This window comes from Ruminococcus sp. AF37-20 (assembly GCF_003460465.1).
Taxonomy (GTDB): Bacteria; Bacillota; Clostridia; order Oscillospirales; family Ruminococcaceae; genus Hominimerdicola; species Hominimerdicola aceti.
This window is the reverse complement of record NZ_QTVE01000002.1, coordinates 1-19,324: the sequence shown is the minus strand read 5'-3', so window position 1 is coordinate 19,324 and position 19,324 is coordinate 1. Positions and strand designations below refer to the sequence as shown.

18 protein-coding genes are annotated in these 19,324 nt (G+C 44.9%); 17 read left to right on the top strand and 1 reads right to left on the bottom strand.

The features are described from left to right. Positions 1-46 precede the first annotated feature (46 nt). The 3 genes from DW015_RS01260 to DW015_RS01250 all read left to right on the top strand — a co-directional run bounded on the left by DW015_RS01260 (position 47) and on the right by DW015_RS01250 (position 2,640). Positions 47-694, top strand: a complete 648-nt coding sequence (locus DW015_RS01260; protein ID WP_117903646.1) for an epoxyqueuosine reductase QueH — start codon at positions 47-49, stop codon at positions 692-694. 238 nt (positions 695-932) lie between these two features. Continuing rightward, positions 933-2,186: an NPXTG-anchored protein gene (locus tag DW015_RS01255; RefSeq protein ID WP_117903644.1), complete on the top strand. Its 1,254-nt coding sequence runs from the start codon at positions 933-935 to the stop codon at positions 2,184-2,186. A 124-nt stretch (positions 2,187-2,310) separates the two neighbouring features. Beyond that, positions 2,311-2,640: a cupin domain-containing protein gene (locus tag DW015_RS01250; RefSeq protein WP_117903642.1), complete on the top strand. Its 330-nt coding sequence runs from the start codon at positions 2,311-2,313 to the stop codon at positions 2,638-2,640. On the opposite strand, the gene spoIID is transcribed toward DW015_RS01250, so the two are convergent. Beyond that, entirely contained in the window at positions 2,615-3,601 is a 987-nt protein-coding gene (gene spoIID / locus DW015_RS01245; protein WP_117903640.1) for a stage II sporulation protein D, read from the bottom strand. The two genes, DW015_RS01250 and spoIID, sit on opposite strands and share 26 nt — an antisense overlap. 211 nt (positions 3,602-3,812) lie before the next feature. On the opposite strand from spoIID, the gene DW015_RS01240 reads away from it, so the two are divergent. The 14 genes from DW015_RS01240 (at position 3,813) to DW015_RS01175 (ending at position 19,253) form a co-directional block, all read left to right on the top strand. Then, positions 3,813-5,159, top strand: a complete 1,347-nt coding sequence (locus DW015_RS01240) for a citrate/2-methylcitrate synthase (RefSeq protein ID WP_117903638.1) — start codon at positions 3,813-3,815, stop codon at positions 5,157-5,159. A gap of 125 nt (positions 5,160-5,284) precedes the next feature. Further along, the gene (locus tag DW015_RS01235) at positions 5,285-6,619 is read left to right on the top strand and encodes a hypothetical protein (RefSeq protein ID WP_242993195.1); all 1,335 of its coding nucleotides are present in this window, start codon (positions 5,285-5,287) and stop codon (positions 6,617-6,619) included. Between the two features lie 21 nt (positions 6,620-6,640). Beyond that, positions 6,641-7,345: a response regulator transcription factor gene (locus DW015_RS01230; protein WP_022287063.1), complete on the top strand. Its 705-nt coding sequence runs from the start codon at positions 6,641-6,643 to the stop codon at positions 7,343-7,345. Between the two features lie 34 nt (positions 7,346-7,379). Beyond that, a complete protein-coding gene (locus DW015_RS01225; RefSeq protein WP_022287062.1) occupies positions 7,380-8,885 on the top strand; it encodes a HAMP domain-containing sensor histidine kinase in 1,506 nt (501 codons plus the stop codon). 29 nt (positions 8,886-8,914) lie between these two features. After that, positions 8,915-9,877 (top strand): DUF1385 domain-containing protein, encoded by a 963-nt coding sequence (locus DW015_RS01220; protein WP_117903636.1) that lies wholly within the window; start codon positions 8,915-8,917, stop codon positions 9,875-9,877. Continuing rightward, complete coding sequence (prmC, locus tag DW015_RS01215; RefSeq protein WP_117903634.1) at positions 9,871-10,692, top strand: peptide chain release factor N(5)-glutamine methyltransferase; 822 nt, start codon at positions 9,871-9,873, stop codon at positions 10,690-10,692. Before DW015_RS01220 ends, prmC begins: the two co-directional genes overlap by 7 nt. 114 nt (positions 10,693-10,806) lie before the next feature. After that, complete coding sequence (gene recA / locus DW015_RS01210) at positions 10,807-12,057, top strand: recombinase RecA (RefSeq protein WP_117903631.1); 1,251 nt, start codon at positions 10,807-10,809, stop codon at positions 12,055-12,057. A 3-nt stretch (positions 12,058-12,060) separates the two neighbouring features. Then, on the top strand, positions 12,061-12,681 hold the full coding sequence (locus tag DW015_RS01205; RefSeq protein ID WP_117903629.1) for a regulatory protein RecX: 621 nt from the start codon (positions 12,061-12,063) through the stop codon (positions 12,679-12,681). Positions 12,682-12,692: 11 nt separating this feature from the next. After that, entirely contained in the window at positions 12,693-13,541 is an 849-nt protein-coding gene (locus DW015_RS01200) for a hypothetical protein (protein ID WP_117903628.1), read from the top strand. 487 nt (positions 13,542-14,028) lie between these two features. Further along, a complete protein-coding gene (gene rimO / locus DW015_RS01195) occupies positions 14,029-15,357 on the top strand; it encodes a 30S ribosomal protein S12 methylthiotransferase RimO (RefSeq protein ID WP_117903626.1) in 1,329 nt (442 codons plus the stop codon). Between the two features lie 16 nt (positions 15,358-15,373). Next, positions 15,374-15,952, top strand: a complete 579-nt coding sequence (pgsA, locus tag DW015_RS01190) for a CDP-diacylglycerol--glycerol-3-phosphate 3-phosphatidyltransferase (RefSeq protein ID WP_117876469.1) — start codon at positions 15,374-15,376, stop codon at positions 15,950-15,952. 250 nt (positions 15,953-16,202) lie between these two features. After that, entirely contained in the window at positions 16,203-16,919 is a 717-nt protein-coding gene (cysE, locus tag DW015_RS01185; protein WP_333633471.1) for a serine O-acetyltransferase, read from the top strand. A 25-nt stretch (positions 16,920-16,944) separates the two neighbouring features. Next, entirely contained in the window at positions 16,945-18,360 is a 1,416-nt protein-coding gene (gene cysS, locus DW015_RS01180) for a cysteine--tRNA ligase (protein ID WP_117903624.1), read from the top strand. A gap of 11 nt (positions 18,361-18,371) precedes the next feature. Continuing rightward, positions 18,372-19,253, top strand: coding sequence for a peptidylprolyl isomerase (locus DW015_RS01175; protein ID WP_117903622.1), 882 nt, complete (start codon positions 18,372-18,374; stop codon positions 19,251-19,253). The last annotated feature ends 71 nt before the right edge of the window (positions 19,254-19,324 follow it).

The following is a 19,324-nucleotide window of genomic DNA, read 5'->3' as shown; positions in this document are numbered from 1 at the left end:
GGGAGTGTGTCAGGTACGATTTTTTTGCGAAAAGGGAGCGGCAGGAATGCAGAAAGTAAATTATCAGAAAATGCTGGAGGGCATTATAAAAAAACATGAGGAAAAGGGCGAAGTGCCGACTTTGCTTTTGCATAGCTGTTGTGCGCCGTGTTCTTCTTATGTGCTTGAATATCTGTCACAGTATTTTAAGATAACTGTGTTTTACTACAATCCGAACATTTATCCCCGTGAGGAGTACGATAAGCGTGTGGCGGAGCTTCAAAGGCTTATTGCACAAATGCCTATGAAAAATCCTGTTACGTTCGTGGAGCGTGGGTATGACGAGGGTGAGTTTTTTCAGGCTGTTAAGGGCTTTGAGGATATACCTGAGGGCGGGGAGAGATGCTTTCGATGTTACAGGCTCAGGCTTGAACGGACGGCTCAGCTTGCCAAGGAACTTGGTGCGGATTATTTTACCACAACGCTTTCTATTTCACCATACAAGAATGCTCCGAAGCTCAACGAGATATCGGAGGAGCTTGGGGAGATATATGATGTAAAGGCGCTCCCAGCGGACTTTAAGAAGCGTGAGGGCTACAAGCGTTCCATTCAGCTTTCGTCAGAATACGGGCTTTACAGGCAGGATTACTGCGGCTGTATCTTCTCAAAAAGAGAGCGTGAAAGGCTGAATACGATTACAACAAAATCTGAATAAATATAAAAATATTAACATTGCATAGAATACTTGTACATATTGCGATAACATATTTGGCTATATATAGCAAAAATAATATACAGATTTGTGAAAAATGGCTAAAGATATGTGGTTAATTTGTGAAAAACGTTTATTGAAATACTTGTAAATGTGTGTTACAATAAAGGCAAGATGTATGTTGAGGAGATATCGCTCAATATGTATCTAAAAATTATTAACAAAGATGGAGGAAAAACAAATGAAAATCTCTAAGATTCTCGCTGGTATGTCAGCTGCTGCTCTTGCTGCATCAATGATGTCACTCGCAGCATTTGCTGATGAAACAGCTACTGTTAAGGCAGACCTCACTGGAGGTACTGTTTCTCTCATTGATGAGAAGGACGATGACGGTGTTGTTACAAAGACAGGTGTTCTTACAGGAACAAACGTTAAGCTTTCAGATGTTTGCGGTATTGATGTTAATGTAACAGTTGGTGCAGACTCAGCTGCAAAGATCGAGGCTGGAGACTGGATAGGCGGTGGACTTGGTTACAACTCTGAGTCAACTGGTTGGGCTTCAAAAGAGTGGTCATTCCAGGATGGTGTTAAGGACGTAACAGGCGTTAAGGCTGCTGACGGTTCTTATGATTTTGTTCTGAAGGGAACAGATCCTGTATTTGCTGATACAGATACATTTGCTCAGGTATGGCTCCAGAACTGGTCTACAAAGGACTTCACATTCAATGCGTTCACACTTCTTGACAAGGACGGCAATCCTATCCTTGTTGTAGAGTCTGACAAGGCACAGGGCGGAAACACTGTTGACCTTAGCGAATACAAGAAGCAGACAGAGGTTACACTTAACGGTGAGGGTAAGTCTACAACTGACAACGGTAAGGTAAGAATCAACATCAAGCACCCATGGTGTGACGATGCTCACAAGGCTGCTTTCAACCTTGTTGATGATTGGAGCGTATTTGCAGGTGCTGACGCTATTGCTGTTACAGTTGATATCTCAAATGTAACTGACGCTTTCACAGCTTATCCATGCTTCACAAATGGTATTGAGAACGGTATTGGTTATTGGGAAGCTTCTGATAACAACCCTGCTGTTACAGTAAACGCTGACGGCACATACACATTTATCGTTAAGTTCCCTTCAGCTCTTGAAATGGACGCAAATAATATGTTCTTTGACATTGCTACAGACCTCGCTGGTACAGACGGCGAAGATCCTGCTGTTAAGATGGCTGTTAAGAAGGTTGTAGTTCTCAACAAGAGTGATGCTGAGCCAACAGATCCTTCTGAGTCAACAGCTGATTCAACAGATTCTGACGAGTCAAAGGGTGTTCTCGTAGATTCTTCAGACTCTAAGACTAACTCTGCTGCTACATCTTCTAAGGCTGCTAACAACGCATCTAACACAAACCCAAGCACAGGTGCTGCTGCTCTTGCTGCTGTAGGTGTTGCACTTGCTGGTGCTGCTGTAGTTGCTACTAAGAAGAGAAAGTAATCTGTAATTCAGATAATTCTTACTTAGAATAATTAAAGACCTGTCTTTCGGGACGGGTCTTTTTTTGTTGCTTTTTTATCGAAGTGGTGGTATAATTGATCTATAAACTGCGGAGGTGTTTTTTATGCGTATAGTTTTTGATGATATTAAAGAGAGCCTTGCACCGAATTTCAAAGGCGGCGAGAAAAGCTTTGCAAGCAGGGCTTTTTCTGACGGAAAGAACAAGATGATGAAAGGCAGGCTTGTGCCGAGGGCTTCTATCGGTCTGCACAGACACGAGGGCAACTGCGAGATGATATATGTTCTTGAGGGCAGTGGCAAAATGCTTTATGACGGCGGTGAGGAAAGACTGTCGGCAGGAGATTTCCATTACTGCCCCGACGGTCATGAGCATAGCTTTATCAATGACGGCGACAGCGACCTTGTGTTTATTGCAGTTGTGCCAGCTCAGTAGATTTTTGCAGTTTTGTATCTGTGAAATAGTGGGTCAAAATGGCTCTGTAGTCTGAGCCTTTTTCTGCCATGGCGTTTGCACCGTACTGGCTCATTCCTACGAGATGTCCGAAGCCGTGAGAGGTGAAAGTGAATTTTGTATTGGCAAAGGTGAACTCAAAACATGGCGAGGAGATATCAAGGATATTGCAGAAGGTGTTTGGCTGTATCTCATAGCCGCAGACGGTCAGGTTCGTTACATAGCCTATGCCGTCTGTTTTTGTTTTGAGCCAACTATCAGCATTGGCGAGGGGAGTAAAACTAATATCGGGGAAGCGGTCAAGAAGCTTGTCTTGAAATTCCTTGGCGGTGAGTGTCCGGGTACATTCTGTGGCGGCAAGGTCTTTGTCAGCGGAGCTGTCTACTGACAGAAGATATGGGATATCCTCTCCCCATGCGTTTTTGGCGGATTGGGTATGACCGCTTGAGGCGGCGTGAAAGGCGACGATTATCGGCTCTCCATTATAGGTGAGGATATCGTCCTTGACGGCGTTGACAGCAGACTTCACTTTTTTGTATGCTTTTTCATAGTCGTTGCCGTAATATTCTTTGGCTGCCTTTTCGGTGAAATAGCTTTGGTAGAGGGTGCTGTCATCGCTGATGAGTGCGCCTTTTAAGGCGGGAGTAGGCGACTGGGCTTCGGAGAGCTGTCGGCGGCATATGTAGGTATGGGCGAGGACGGCTTGCGCTTTCAGGGCTTCTTCGTCAAAGTCCGCAGGCATTTGTGCAAGCACTGAACCTATCATATATTCTTCAAGGGTGAAGTCTTCGGTCTTACCGCTTTCGGTGAAATATACGGCTATTTTTTCTTTTTCTGAAAATGCAGGTTTCGATGCGGACTCGTTTGGGCGAAGAAATACTATGGTCGGTATTATTGTAAGGATAACAGCAAATACTGCCATTATCTGTATCAGGTCTTTCATATGGTTTGTCCTTTCTTTTTGGGGTACTATATTATATTCATGCAGTGGAGCAAATATTCATACAGGGCGAATTTTTGTACTGCAAATTTTTAAATGGCGGAGATATGCGGCTTTAATTTGATAAGTTATCTTAATACTTGACAAAAATCTGAAAAAGGTGTATAATATAACTTATATTTATAATCTACTTGAAAGCGAGATGATCTATTCAATGATAAATAATGCAGCAAGGTCGCTTTTATGCGAACAGTTTATAGCAAACAATACTATTGACCCTAAGCTTTATGACAGATATGTGGTAAAAAGAGGCTTGAGAAACTCTGACGGTACAGGCGTTATGGCTGGTCTTACTAATATCTGTAACGTACACGGATATGTGGTAAACGAGGGTGAAAAATCTCCTATTCAAGGTCAGCTTATCTTCCGTGGATACAACATCAATGATCTGGTCACTAACGCTCAGAAAGAGGGACGTTTCGGCTATGAGGAGATAGTGTATCTGCTGCTCATGGGCGATCTGCCTAACAGGGAGGAGCTTACTGCGTTCAAGGGAATGATGGCTGAAAACAGACCTCTCCCTGACAACTTCTTTGAGGACATGATACTTAAAGCTCCGTCAAAGAACATCATGAATAAAATGGCGAGAGCAATTCTGGCTCTGTACTCTTATGACGATAACCCTGAGAATCGCTCGCCTGAGTATGAAATGGCTACGGCTATCTCTATAATCTCTAAATTGCCTAACATCATGGTTTCGGCTTATCAGGTAAAGAAACGCTGTTATGACGGTGAAAGCTTGTTCATGCACCCTCTGATACCTACACATTCTACTGCGGAGATGATACTGTCGGCACTGCGTCCTGACAGACAGTTCACGGAGGAAGAGGCTAAGATACTTGATCTGTTACTTATGCTCCACGCTGAGCATGGCGGAGGAAATAACTCGACTTTTGCCTGCCGTGTGCTTACATCTTCCGGAACGGATCCTTATTCTGCATACTCTGCGGCTATCGGTTCACTGAAAGGTCCACGTCATGGTGGCGCTAACCTTAAGGTGGCGGCAATGCACCAGTGCATAAAGGACAACGTTCAGAACTGGGAGGACGAGGGCGAGATCGCTGATTTCCTTACAAAGATACTCAACAAGGAAGCTTTTGACCACACTGGTCTTGTTTATGGCATGGGTCACGCTGTTTACACATTGTCTGACCCTAGAGCTGTAATACTCAGAGAGAATGCCAAGAAAATGGCTGAGAACACTGAGTTTGAGAGAGAATACAAGCTTCTTGAAGCGGTGGAAAGACTTACTCCTGAGCTGTTCAAGAAGGTCAAGGGCAGTGACAAGGCGATGTGTGCTAACGTTGATATGTACTCGGGCTTTGTTTACAGTATGCTGGGTATTCCTGAGGATCTTTACACGCCTATGTTTGCCGTTTCAAGAATGGCAGGCTGGTGCGCACACAGATTTGAAGAGCTTGTAACAGGCAAGAGGATAATCCGTCCTGCATACAAGGCTATCTCAGGTGAGAAGAAGTATATCCCATTGGACGAAAGATAAGCAAAATAATTTTTACCTGTCCCTATTGGGCGGAAAAAGGCTTGAAATATTTTTGTGTATATGATATAATAGAATCGGGTATATGCCCGGTTCTATTTTTTGTTTGGTGTATCAGGAGGGATCGCTTGAAAAATCTTAAATTGGCTGCTGTTTGTCTTTCTTGTCTTACTATGACAGGCTGTTCGGCACTGAATTTTTCTGTTGAGGGACTTATAAACGCCCCGAAGCTTACCTCTGAACAAAGCGAGATACATCAGGCGCTTATCGAGAGCGTGGGCAGTAATATAACTCTGAAATATCCTAAAAACGGTGAATACCGCTCGGCTTATGTTATCGCAAATATCGACGATGAGCCTACGGACGAGGCTATGGTCTTCTATGAGTACACTTCAAACGGATCTGAGGAGGACGGCTTGAGGGTGAACATTCTCGACAAGGACGATAACGGCAAGTGGTATTCTGTGAAAGAGCTTGCAGGCGCAGGCACTGACATAGATCAGGTCATTATCTCGCCTATGGGAAGCAATAACCAGACGGACGTTTTTGTGGGATATCAAAATCTTACTAATGATGAAAAGACTATGGAGATATACAGCTATACCGACGGAGATTTCAAGCGTGTGGCGCTTGATACTTATTCGGTGCTGGAGCCTTTGGATATAAACAATGATGGTTATATAGAGCTTATCACCATTCAGAGAAGCACCAATAATGATACAGGTGCGGTGACGGCAAAGGCTTCTATGCTCAACATGAAAAACAATGAGATAACCCGTGGCGAGAGCGTTGATATGTGCGATAATGTGACTTCTTATGTGTCATCAAAGACGGGAATGCTTGACAGCGGCAGGCGTGCTATTTTTATTGACGGACTGACTGCTGACGGAAAATTGCAGACGGAGATAATATACTACAGATATTCGGGACTTCAAAATCCTATGCAGCTTAGAAGCGAAAAGCTGCTGCCTTTATGCACAAGACCAGCGGGCTACTACAGTGAGGACATGGACGGCGACGGTGATGTGGAGATACCGTCAACTTCGCCTATGGTGGGTTATGAAAACGCTGTGGCAGACGAAATGCTCTATATGACTACATGGAGCGTTTACGAGGATTTTTATGATTTGAAAACAAAATACACAGGCTATTATGCCATATCTGACGGATATTTTGTAACGTTCCCAAAACGCTGGAACAGTTCTGTTACGGTGAAAAAGGACAGCGACACAAACGAGCTTGTTTTCTATAAATACACGGGAGATATAAACGAGAGCAACGAGGAGATAATGCGTATCGCTGTGTCTTCAAAGAATGATTCGGAGGATTATATCTCTGACGGATATGAGCTTATCGACAGCAAGGGTCAGCTTGATTATTTTGTGAAGCTTCCTCTTGACAGGCGTGAAAAGCTCATACCGACTATTGACGAAATTCAGAATAATTTTTACATAATAAACTAATCTTGGAGAGGAGTAAATGTAATGAAAAGAGTTTTGGTTTGCGAGGACGAAGATTCAATTAGAGAATTTGTGGTCATAAACCTTGTAAGAAGCGGTTACGAGGTAGTTGACGTAAACTGCGGTGAGGACGCTCTCAAAGCCTATGACGAAAAGGACGGCGGTTTTGACGTTGCTCTGCTTGATATTATGATGCCCGGCATCGACGGAATGCAGGTGTGCAAGAAGATAAGAGAGAAAAGCAACACTATCGGCATTATCATGCTTTCGGCGAAATCACAGGAAATGGATAAGATATCATGCCTTATGAGCGGTGCTGACGATTATATCACAAAGCCGTTCTCTATTTCTGAGCTTATTGCAAGAGTTGACGCTGTTTGCAGGCGTGTAAATCGCTCAGGCTCTAAGCCTGAGGAGGCTTCACAGATAGTTTCAGGTCCATTTACGCTTAATCTTAAGAGCAGAACTGTTTTCAAGAACGGTGAGCAGATAGACCTTACACAGGTGGAGTATCAGATAATGGAGTATTTCTTCAAAAATCAGAATACTGCACTTGACCGTTCAAGTATACTCAACCACATATGGGGCGAGAGCTATTACGGCGACGATAAGATAGTGGACGTGAATATCAGAAGAATAAGAATGAAGATAGAGGACGAGCCTTCTAATCCTAAGTATATCCTTACTATATGGGGCTTTGGCTACAAGTGGGCAGGCGGCTCTAACTGAGCTGTGAAAACATGATGAACGGAGTTTTTATCAGTTGAGCGGAAAAAAAAGAAAAAGCGGCAGACTCAGTATCACACAGCACTGGCTGAGAAACAATCTCGGGGTGGTCGTGGGAATACTTGTGGTGCTTGAAATACTGCTTATCGTGGTGGTGAGGAATTATTACTACAGCTCCACAAGGCAGTATCTTACATCTAAAATGAAGATAGTCACCACGGCGGTAGTGAACGCTTCAGGTGACGAGCAGACTAACTATAATTCTCAGATACGCTCCCTTGTGGAAAGCTATGACGAGAAAGACAAGATAGAGCTTATGGCTATCAAGACCGACGGCGAGGTCGATGTTACATCATCAGGCTTCTCTCCATCGGAGAATGACAACATGACCGATTATGAGGACGCAAAGAAGTCCGACACGGGAATAGGCACACAGATATATGAGCTGTCAACAGGGGAAAAGGTCATGGCGATAACGTCGGTCATATCTCCAAAGGGAAGCGAATATGAAGCACTGAGAATGTTGTCTTCCATGAAAAATATCGACCATCAGATCTTTATTATGTCTATGATAATCACGGCTATCGTTGTGGCTGTCATAATGCTCATGTTTTTCTCGGGAATGTTTTTTATCAAATCTATTGTTTTGCCTATAAGAAGCATAAACAGCATAACAAGGCGGTATGCTACGGGAGATTTTAGCGAACGTCTTGAAAAGAAACGAAATGACGAGCTTGGCGAGCTTTGCGACTCTATCAACTACATGGCGCAGGAGCTTTCTAATACAGAACAGATGAAGAATGAGTTCATATCTTCTGTATCTCATGAGCTTAGAACTCCGCTCACCGCTATAAGGGGCTGGACGGAAACTGTTACCAGTATGTATGAGGACAAGGAAACCTTCAAGAAGGGTATGAGGGTCATCACAAGTGAGACGGAAAGGCTTTCGCAAATGGTCGAGGAGCTTCTTGACTTTTCGAGGATACAGGACAACAGACTCACGCTTATTATGGATACTATAGATATTCTTGCGGAGCTTGGGGAAACTGTGCTTATCTATCAGGAGAGGGCAAAGGCGCTTGGTATAACACTCAATTACTACGAGCCGAAAATGCTGCCGTTTGTTTACGGCGACAAGAACAGGCTTCGTCAGGTATTCATAAATATTGTGGACAACGCTATCAAATACTCCAACAAGGGCGACACTGTATCGGTGGAGGCTTATGAGGAGGACAATGAGGTATGTATTTCCATTTCCGACACGGGTATGGGAATATCAAAGGATGACCTGCCAAAGGTCAAGACGAAATTCTTTAAGGCAAACCACACAAGACGTGGTTCGGGAATAGGTCTTGCGGTGGCAGACGAGATCATTCAGCGGCATGGCGGTACGCTGGAGATAAACAGTGAGCAGGGAGTAGGTACAACAGTGATGATAACGCTCCCTTGTATCGAGCAGAAGAAAAAGCCTGACAATCAGGCAACTGTAGACGTGGAGCTTATTTCTTCTGAGCCTATCGAAAACAACGACAACGTGCAGTAGACGCACACACCGCCTTGAAAGGAAAGAAAATGAGCAGTAAAGCACAAAGCAAGGAAAAATTCAAGTCAAAGATCGGTGGACAGGCTGTTATCGAGGGCGTTATGATGCGTGGCATCAACAAGGCGGCTATGGCTTGTCGCCTGCCTGACGGCACCATAGACCTGGAGGAGTGGGCGATAAAAGGCGGAAAAGATACGCCTTGGTACAGGAAAACGCCTTTTGTGAGGGGCATTTTCAGCTTCCTTACTTCTCTTATAGATGGCTACAAGTGCCTTACAAGGTCGGCTGAGAAGCAGATGACGGAGGACGATGAGGAGGAGCAGACCAAGTTTGAACAGTGGCTGGACGATAAGCTGGGGGACAAGCTCGGCCCTATCATCACGGCGATATCTATGGTGCTGGGTGTGGGTCTGGCGATATTGCTGTTTATGTATCTGCCGTCGCTGGTGTCTAAATTCATAAGCAAGTTCATTGACCTGTCGGCATTTGGAAAGAATCTTATCGAGGGAATTTTGAAGATAGCTATATTCATAGGCTACACGGCTTTGACTGCTCTTACTAAGGATATAAGGCGGACATATGAATATCACGGCGCTGAACACAAGACTATCGCTTGCTATGAGCATGAAGAAGAGCTGACGGTTGAGAATGTGAAGAAATACACACGTTTTCACCCTCGCTGTGGAACGAGCTTTATTTTCCTTGTGCTGTTCATAAGCATTTTTGTAAACACAATATTCAGAGTATCATGGGCAAGCATTTTGCTGAGAGTTGTTATAAAGATAGCGCTTCTGCCTATCGTTACGGGTATTGCTTACGAGCTTATAAGGCTAGCGGGAAGATATGACAATATTTTCACTAAGATAATCTCTGCACCGGGTCTGTGGATACAGAGGATAACTACAAGCGAGCCTGATGAAAGTCAGATAGAGTGTGCGATCGCAGCACTAAAGGCTTGCATACCTGAAAATAAGGAAGATGACAAATGGTAAGGAAAGAACTGTTTGATAAATGTGTGGGACTGCTTGAAGAAAGCGGTCTTGGTGAGAACGCTGCTTGCGAGGTCACATGGGTGTTTGAAGATGTGGCTGAGGGGGAGGATATCTCTCCTGAGCAGGAAAAGCGTATAAGCGACATTGTCACACGTCGCTGTGAGGGCTATCCTTTGCAGTATCTTCTTGGACAGTGGGAGTTTTATGGTCTGCCTTTCAAGGTGGGCGAGGGCGTGCTGATACCACGTCAGGACACGGAAACTATTGTTGACACGGCCTTGAAGATGTTTGCAGGCAAGAAGGATATCACTGTTATAGACCTTTGCTCAGGCTCGGGGTGCATTGGTATCACCCTTGAAAGGAAGCTTGACTGCGGTCGGGCAGTGTGTGTGGAGAAGTCTGAAAAGGCGGCAGAGTATCTCCGTGAGAATATAAGTCTGAACGGCTCGGGGGCTGAGATAGTCATGGGTGACGTTACAGACGAAAAGCTTGTGGAGGATATGCCTGAGGCTGACCTTATAGTGTGCAATCCCCCTTATCTCACAACAGATGACATGGACGCTTTACAGCGTGAGGTCACTTTTGAGCCTGCGGAAGCTCTTTTCGGCGGTGAGGACGGCTTGGACTTCTATCGTGAGATAGTTCGCAAGTGGAAGAAAAAGCTTAAAAGCGGCGGCGTTATGCTCTTTGAGATCGGTATCGGTCAGGAGGACGAAGTAATGCGGCTGATGATACAGCACGGCTTTAAGAACGTGAGATGCAGAAAAGACTTGTGCGGTGTTTACCGCTGTGTTTCGGGCATTTATGAGAAATAGTACGAAAATTTGTACAGATAGATAAATTACGGTTACTGTACAGACAAACGGACAGTTAGTGTGATATGATATAGATACGGATAAAACACCGATAAGATAGGGAGGTCATATAAAATGGCGATAGACAAGAAGAAAAAAGAAGCCGTTAAGACGGTAGTAAAAATAACAGACGCAGAGGAAAAGAAAAAGGCTCTTGACACAGCGATAGCATATATTGAAAAGCAGTTCGGCAAGGGTGCGATCATGAAGCTTGGCGAGGCTAAGGCTATGGATATCGAGGCTATACCGACTGGCTCTATGACCCTTGATATGGCGCTTGGTATTGGAGGAGTGCCGAGAGGAAGAATTATTGAGATATACGGACCTGAGTCATCAGGTAAGACAACGGTCGCACTTCATGTTATCGCAGAAACGCAGAAGATGGGCGGAGAGGTAGCTTTTATCGACGTTGAGCATGCTCTTGACCCTGTTTATGCAGGTCAGCTTGGCGTTGATATCGACAATATGCTGGTATCACAGCCTGACAGTGGTGAGCAGGCTTTGGAGATAGCCGAGGCTCTGGCTCGTTCAGGTGCTATCGACTGTATCGTTATCGACTCGGTTGCGGCTATGGTAACAAAATCTGAGATAGACGGCGAAATGGGCGACACTCACGTTGGTCAGCTTGCAAGACTTATGTCTCAGGCTATGAGAAAGCTCACATCTGTTATCGCAAAGTCCAATACAACGGCTATATTTATCAATCAGGTCCGTGAGAAGATAGGCGTTATGTACGGAAACCCTGAAACTACTCCGGGCGGACGTGCTTTGAAGTTCTACGCTTCTGTAAGAATAGAGGTCAGACGTGGAGAGCAGATAAAGAACGGCTCCGAGGTCATTGGTAACAGAACAAAGTGCAAGGTGGTAAAGAACAAGGTAGCACCGCCGTTCAAGGAGTGCGAGTTCGATATAATGTACGGCAAGGGTATCTCCCGTGTGGGCGAGGTGCTTGACATGGCGGTCGATCTTGATGTGGTGAAGAAGGGCGGAGCTTGGTTCAGCTACAACGATATGAAGCTTGGTCAGGGACGTGACAACGCTAAGGAGTTCCTGCTGAACAATCCTGACATCATGGGCGAGATAGAAGCCAAGATAAAGGAACATCAGGCGGAGCTTGTGCTTGCGGCGCAGAAAGATAAAAAGGCCAAGAAGCTTGAAGAAAAGGCTAACGCAGGTGCGGCGGCTCAGAGTGCAAATGAGGATATGGCTGCTGACAAGCCTGAGAAGAAGATACGCAAGGCGGCAAGCGACAAGTCTGTTGTGGCAAAGCCTGAGGAGGACTTCGAGGAGTTCGCTCCTGTTGACATAAGCGAGCTTGGTGACTGATAAATGCTTAAAATAACAGGCGTTTCAAAATACAAGGGCAGCACATACATGATAGAGTTCGAGGAGGGCGAAACGGCTTTTCTCAACTGCGAGATAGTGTCTGCTTATGGTCTGAGAGCAGGGCTTGATATGCCTGAGTCTGCTTGGGAGAAGATAGTTTTTGACAACGAGTTCAGAAAGGCTAAGGAAAGGGCTTTGTATCTTCTTGATTACAGGGACTATTCCTATGTGGATCTTTACAAGAAGCTTGAAAAGAATTACAGCGAGGAGATATGCGACGCTGTAATGGATAAGATGCTGGAGCTTGGGACGGTCAATGACAGGCGGTATGCTCAGGGGCTTGCGAGGACTTATGTGGAAGTGCGTAAATACGGATATTACCGTGCTTATCAGCAGATGAGACAGAAAGGGCTTACGAAGCCTATAATAGAGGAGGCTCTGGAGGAATACAGCGAGGGCACATATGAACGGCTGTATGAGCTTGTGGAGCGAAAGTATCTCAGATATCTTGACGGAGAAAAGGGTGACATAAAGGTAAAAAACGCCCTTGTGCGTTTGGGGTATTCATACGACATAATAAAAGAGGTGCTTGCTGACATAAAACAGGAGTACGGCGACGAATAAAGGAGCAAAGAATGAAAAAGATCATTTTTGCGGCGGCTATACTGAGTGCGGCGGTCATGACAGGCTGTTCGCTGAGCTTTGACGGCACAGACAGCTCTCAGCCTGCGGAAAATGTTCAGGGCAGTGAGAACGCTGTGACGACGCAGGGAACTGATACGGAAAGTGAAGAAACCGCTGACCCGCTTGAAGAAGCAAAGGACGTTGCGGCAATGTATCTTAAAGCCGCAAACGCTGAGTTTGACCAATCAATGGTAAAGCTTATGACAGACGATTATGCCGCTGACTATGAATATATGAAAAAGAACATGGGCGGCGACAATGAATACGGTGAGGACGAGCAGATAAGCGGAGTAAGATATAGCTTTGACAAGGATAAGTGCGGCTTTATCGACAAGGTGAACATCTCGGAGGAGTATTCAAAAGCGGCGGAGCTTTATGTGACCATAGCTTATGACAGCTCTGAGGGAGAGGTCACGTCATCGCAGTATATTCTTATGGTGCTTGACAATGACAATGATTGGAAAGTTTGCTTTGCAGGCTCAAAGGCGCAGGCGTATGCAGACGGAATTATAACTGACGAAAACTCGGAAAAGGCAGAGGCTAACGCTCAGGCGGTATATGAGGCGGCAGAAAAGGCGGTCACGGAGCTTTCAAAAGACAAGAGCTACAAGTTTGAGTACATGAACTACATTTCCACAGAGACGGATAAGTTCATAGAAAAGATAAAAGAACAGCTTCCTGAGGAGCTTAAAGACACATATTTCACTGTTTTTATTGATGAAGGAAAGCTTGATTATGTTGTTTGGTCGCAGGAAGCAGGGTCTGAGATAACTGTTACTTACCCTGAGAAGAAAAACTGACGGCGCAAAAGTGCTTGACAAAATAAATTGCGTGGTGTATAATATAGGTAACCACGAGATTGATTGTGTTCACAGTGACACACAAATGAAACCCCCGAAAGTTGCAGCTTTCGGGGGTTTCTCTTCGGGCTTGTCGGTACTATTTCTTTCTGCCAAACCACTTGGTAATTAGGTTACCAACCACACTACCCACGACAGAAAGCACGAGATCGATTATGTATATCACAGTTTCCACCTCCTCCCTGACGGAGAAGACCGACAAGCATATTATATCACATATTCTGCCTGACTTCAACATATTTTTACTAAATCAGGACGGGTTGACTGTAGGCTGCGGACTTTGTGGAAATTTCATAAATATTTTGATTTTTGTCATACAATAGTGACTAAAAGGGCTTGACAAAACTGTGTAAAAGTGAGATAATAAGATAGATTATTGTGATACTTTTACACTGCTGTTTTGCAGTGTGGGATTGGAGATTTTTTCATGGCAACTAGAGTGGGAATGGTTTCTCTCGGATGTCCTAAAAATCAGGTGGACGCTGAGCATATGCTCTATGATCTGCGCAAAGAGGGCTTTCAGATAGTTTCTGACGCAGCCCTTTCTGATGTGGTCATTATCAATACCTGTGGATTTATCGAGTCGGCTAAACAGGAGGCTATAGACACTATACTTGAGTTCTGTACTCTCAAGCAGGAGGGCAGGATAAAGGCGGTAATAGCTACGGGCTGTCTTGCTGAAAGATACCGTGACGAAATGAAAAAGGAGATTCCTGAGCTTGACGCTGTTGTGGGAATAGGCTCTAACGGAAAAATTTGCGATATCATAAGAGAGATACTGCTGGATAAGCAGGCGGTCTGTTCTTATGGCGCAAAAACTGAGCTTTCCATGGAGGGCGGAAGAATTATTTCTACCGAGCCTTTCTATGCTTATATAAAGATAGCCGAGGGCTGCAGCAACAACTGCACTTACTGCGCTATCCCGTCTATAAGAGGAAAATACAGAAGCAGACGCATGGAGGATATCGTCAAGGAAGCCAGATGGCTGGCTGAGAACGGCGTGACGGAGCTTGTAGTTGTGGCGCAGGATACAACACGCTATGGCGAGGATATATATGGCAAGTCTATGCTCCCTGAATTGCTCACGGCACTTTGTGAGATAGACGGCTTCAAGTGGATAAGAACGCTTTATTGCTATCCTGAGAGGATAACTGACGAATTGCTGGACGTTATTGCTAAAGAGGACAAGCTTGTAAAGTATCTTGATATGCCTATACAGCACTGCAACAAGACCATACTTAAAAGAATGAACCGCCATGGGGACAGAGAGACCCTTACGGCGCTTATAAAGAAGATAAGAGAAAAGATACCGAACGTTACGCTGAGGACAACTCTTATTACAGGTTTCCCAGGTGAAACGGAAGAGCAGTTTGAAGAGCTTTGCGAGTTTGTAAAGGAAATTCGCTTTGAAAGGCTCGGCTGTTTTGCTTACTCGCCTGAGGAGGGTACGCCTGCGGAGAAGTTTGAAGATCAGGTGCCTTTAAAGGACAGAGAGCGCAGAGCGGAGATAATAATGGAAGAACAGATGATCATTTCCGACAGCCTTAATGAGGCTGCTCTCGACAGCGAAGTCGAGGTGGTTTGCGAGGGCTTTGACAGATATGCCGAGTGTTACTACGGCAGAAGTCAGGCGGACGCACCTGAGATAGACGGAAAGATATTCTTCCTGAGCGAGGATAAAGTTAGGGTCGGCGAGTATGTCAAGGTAAAAATTGACGATACTATGGATTATGACCTTATCGGCTCAAAAATGTAGATGAAAGGAACTTGATATGAACCTGCCAAATAAACTTACAGTTCTTAGAGTAATATTGATACCGTTTTTCCTGCTGTTCGTGCTGCTTTTCAAGATACCGCATCACATGGTGTTTGCGCTTATCGTGTTCGCGGCTGCGTCTATCACAGACTGGTTTGACGGTAAGATAGCAAGAAAGCACAATCTTGTTACAACATTCGGAAAGTTTCTTGACCCGCTTGCAGACAAGCTTCTTGTTATGACAGCACTTATCTGCTTCACATTTGAACGTTGGATAGACCCTGTTGCAGTTGTACTGATACTTGCAAGAGAGTTTATGGTAACAGGTCTTAGACTTGTTGTGGCAAGCGAGGGCGTTGTGGTCGCTGCAGGAATATGGGGCAAGCTGAAAACGGCTTTCACTATGGTGGCACTTATCGCTATAATGGTGCTTCAGATAATTTTTCCTGCACCAAAGGGAAGCCCTGATTTCACTTGGGGTACACCGATATTCCTTGTAAACGAGATACTCATTTGGATAGCGGTTGTGCTTACCGTTATTTCCGGTGCGGTTTATCTCAAGGGATACTGGAAGTATATAGATTCGGGCAAATAATGTGGCCTGCCGACGTGTTGCGGCATATGATAACTTAATATATAAATGCGTATCAGCAAGAGTAGCTGTGAGGTAATTTTCAGAGAGGAGCCGTTTGGTGCAAGGCTTCAAGGACTTTCAGTGAAGTGCGGCTGACAGCAGGGAGCGAACAACGGCGAAAGCTTAGTATTCCTCTCCGTAGGGTCTGCGTTAAAGATATTGAGCTGTACAAAATTTTGTACAGAAAATCGGAGTGGGACCGTAGATCATAATCTGCCTCCGGAGTGGTGAAAAGCCATTCCGGAGGTTTTTTCTTAGAAAGGGAGAGATAGATATGACGATTTTGGAAAATATAAAGCATGATATTCAGACTATAAAGGACAGAGATCCTGCGGCAACCAGCACGCTGGAGATCCTCACATATTCGGGACTTCACGCTGTGGCTTTTTACAGGGTGTCGCACTGGTTCTATGTTCACAAGCACAAGGTCATCGCAAGATGTATTTCGCAGTTTGCAAGAATGTTGACAGGTATCGAGATACACCCAGGCGCTAAGATAGGCAAGGGTCTGCTTATCGACCACGGCTCGGGTGTTGTTATAGGCGAGACCGCTGAGATTGGCGATTACTGCCTGCTGTATCAGGGTTGTACCCTTGGCGGAACAGGTAAAGACCACGGTAAAAGACACCCGACTCTTGGAAACAATGTTATGGTAGGGTGCGGTGCAAAGGTGCTTGGACCATTCACTGTGGGGGACAATGCAAAGATAGCCGCAAATGCGGTAGTTCTTGAGCCTGTGCCTGCAAATTCAACGGCTGTGGGCGTGCCTGCAAGGATAGTTAAGCAGAACGGCAAACGTACCTGCGACCTCGATCAGGTGCATATCCCTGATCCTGTGGCTCAGGAGCTTTGCCAGACAAGAATACAGATAGCTAAGCTGGAAAAGAGAGTGGCTGAGCTTGAAAAGATCGGAAAGAAAGAGCAGTAAAATATAAGGAAAGAGGTAAAGAAAAATGAACATTTATAACACGCTTACTCACAAGATCGAAAAATTTGTACCAAACGAGCCGGGCAAGGTGTCAATGTATACCTGCGGTCCTACAGTTTATCACTATGCCCATATCGGCAATCTGAGAAGCTATATAATGGAGGACGTTTTGGAAAAGTATCTCCGTTATGACGGTTATGACGTAAAGAGAGTAATGAACATCACTGACGTTGGTCATCTTACTTCTGACGGCGATACAGGCGATGATAAAATGCTCAAGGGCGCAAAGCGTGAGCATAAGACTGTTATGGAGATCGCAAAATTCTACACTGACGCTTTCTTTGAGGACTGCAAGAAGCTAAATATCAAAAGACCTGACGTTGTTGAGCCTGCAACGGGCTGTATTGGTGATTTTATCAAGGTGATATCTGCTCTTATGGACAAGGGCTATGCTTATGAGGCAGGCGGAAACATCTATTTTGATACTTCAAAGCTGAAAGAGTATTATGTTTTCCACAACTTTAATGAGGAAGATCTTGAAGTCGGCGTTCGTGAGGGCGTTGAGGAGGACACAAACAAGCGCAACAAGGCTGACTTTGTGCTGTGGTTCACAAAGTCTAAGTTCGACGATCAGGAGCTTAAGTGGGATTCCCCTTGGGGTGTGGGCTACCCCGGCTGGCATATCGAGTGTTCATGTATCTCTATGAAGCACCTTGGTGAAAGACTTGACATTCACTGCGGTGGTATCGACAACGCTTTCCCACACCACACAAACGAGATAGCACAGTCTGAGGCTTATCTTGGTCACAAGTGGTGCAACTACTGGTTCCATATCCTGCACCTTAACACAAACAGCGGAAAGATGTCAAAGTCTAAGGGCGAGTTCCTTACTGTTTCGCTGCTGGAGTCAAAGGGCTATGACCCACTGGTATACAGATTTTTCTGCTTGCAGTCACACTACAGAAAGTCACTTGTTTTCACATACGAAAACCTTGACAATGCAAAGACAGCATACAACAAGCTCACTGCAAGGATAGCACAGCTTATGGCTGACAAGAAGCCTGACGAGGTGGTGGAGCTTGAGGATTTTGAGAAGTTCAAGGGTAGCTTCAAGGCGGCGCTTGATGACGATATAAACACTTCAAATGCTATCACTGTTCTGTATGACGTTCTTAAAGCTGACACTAACAATGAAACAAAGCTTGCCCTTATCGAGGATTTTGACAAGGTGCTTTCACTTGGTCTGACAGAAGCTGCAAAGAAGCTCAGTGCTGACGGTGAAGAGGATATCCCTGAGGAGGTCAAGGTGCTTGTTGAGGAGCGTAAGGCTGCAAGAAAGGCAAAAGACTTTGCTAAGGCTGACGAGCTGAGAGATAAGATAGGCGAGCTTGGCTATATCGTTGAGGAAACAAGACAGGGCACAAAGATAAAGAAAAAGTAAAGGAGCTTTAAATGAGCAAAAATAAACAGGATCTGGGTCCATACCGCAGAAAACAGTTTCAGACGTATTTTCAGTTTTCACTTATAGCAATTTGCTTTGTTATAATCTTTGTTCTCTTTTATGCCTGCACCGGCAGCAGCAAGAACGATATAGACTATACTGATGCAAAGGTGATACAGATGGACGAACCTGCCGATGACAGCCCTGTGGTGGTTTTTGAAACAAACAAGGGAACTTTCAAGGCTGTGCTTTTCCCTGATGAAGCACCTAACTATTGCAAGTTTTTCACTGGACTTGTGGAAAATGGCTATTATGACGGCACTTATGTGAGCATGGTGCAGGACGGTGTGTATTTCATAGGCGGAACGAAGCAGGCTGACGGTCAGACAACTTCTGACACTGACACCACCACCATCGAGGCGGAGTATTCAAAAAACCTGTGGCCTTTGAAAGGTGCGCTTTGTGCATACACGCAGGAGCAAGGTCACTTGTTCAGCAAGAAGAAGGTTTCAAACAGCTATCTTCTTTTTGTTGATAACTATGACCTTACCGAGGAGGAGCAGGCGGAGCTTGACAGCAAGCTTGCAGACAGCAACAATATCCCTGAGGATATCACCGATGCTTTTGAGAAATATGGCGGTGTGCTGAATTTCTCTCAGCAGTATACTGTTTTCGGTCAGGTATATGATGGCTTGGATATTTATGACGAGATATGCGGTACTGATGTGGCTGACTCTGAGACGCTGAAGCCTAGGGAGGACATACAATTCACAAAGGTGTATATGTCTACCTACGGAGAAAATAAAAACAGCAATGCTTTTGCAGGCAGTGCGGATAGTTCTGAGGTTTCTGAGAGTGCGGTCGACAGTGCAGACACAAGCTCGGAGATGTAAATTAATCATATCAATTAAAGCGAATGAAATGCTCCCCTTTTGTTAGACAATGTGGTATAATAGAAATATAC

What these genes read in the sequence shown, in the direction of transcription:
- DW015_RS01260 (WP_117903646.1), top strand. Translation starts at nt 47, where the DNA reads ATGCAGAAAGTAAATTATCAGAAAATGCTGGAGGGCATTATAAAAAAA.
- DW015_RS01255 (WP_117903644.1), top strand. Translation starts at nt 933, where the DNA reads ATGAAAATCTCTAAGATTCTCGCTGGTATGTCAGCTGCTGCTCTTGCT.
- DW015_RS01250 (WP_117903642.1), top strand. Translation starts at nt 2,311, where the DNA reads ATGCGTATAGTTTTTGATGATATTAAAGAGAGCCTTGCACCGAATTTC.
- spoIID (WP_117903640.1), bottom strand. Translation starts at nt 3,601, where the DNA reads ATGAAAGACCTGATACAGATAATGGCAGTATTTGCTGTTATCCTTACA.
- DW015_RS01240 (WP_117903638.1), top strand. Translation starts at nt 3,813, where the DNA reads ATGATAAATAATGCAGCAAGGTCGCTTTTATGCGAACAGTTTATAGCA.
- DW015_RS01230 (WP_022287063.1), top strand. Translation starts at nt 6,641, where the DNA reads ATGAAAAGAGTTTTGGTTTGCGAGGACGAAGATTCAATTAGAGAATTT.
- DW015_RS01220 (WP_117903636.1), top strand. Translation starts at nt 8,915, where the DNA reads ATGAGCAGTAAAGCACAAAGCAAGGAAAAATTCAAGTCAAAGATCGGT.
- prmC (WP_117903634.1), top strand. Translation starts at nt 9,871, where the DNA reads ATGGTAAGGAAAGAACTGTTTGATAAATGTGTGGGACTGCTTGAAGAA.
- recA (WP_117903631.1), top strand. Translation starts at nt 10,807, where the DNA reads ATGGCGATAGACAAGAAGAAAAAAGAAGCCGTTAAGACGGTAGTAAAA.
- DW015_RS01205 (WP_117903629.1), top strand. Translation starts at nt 12,061, where the DNA reads ATGCTTAAAATAACAGGCGTTTCAAAATACAAGGGCAGCACATACATG.
- DW015_RS01200 (WP_117903628.1), top strand. Translation starts at nt 12,693, where the DNA reads ATGAAAAAGATCATTTTTGCGGCGGCTATACTGAGTGCGGCGGTCATG.
- rimO (WP_117903626.1), top strand. Translation starts at nt 14,029, where the DNA reads ATGGCAACTAGAGTGGGAATGGTTTCTCTCGGATGTCCTAAAAATCAG.
- pgsA (WP_117876469.1), top strand. Translation starts at nt 15,374, where the DNA reads ATGAACCTGCCAAATAAACTTACAGTTCTTAGAGTAATATTGATACCG.
- cysS (WP_117903624.1), top strand. Translation starts at nt 16,945, where the DNA reads ATGAACATTTATAACACGCTTACTCACAAGATCGAAAAATTTGTACCA.
- DW015_RS01175 (WP_117903622.1), top strand. Translation starts at nt 18,372, where the DNA reads ATGAGCAAAAATAAACAGGATCTGGGTCCATACCGCAGAAAACAGTTT.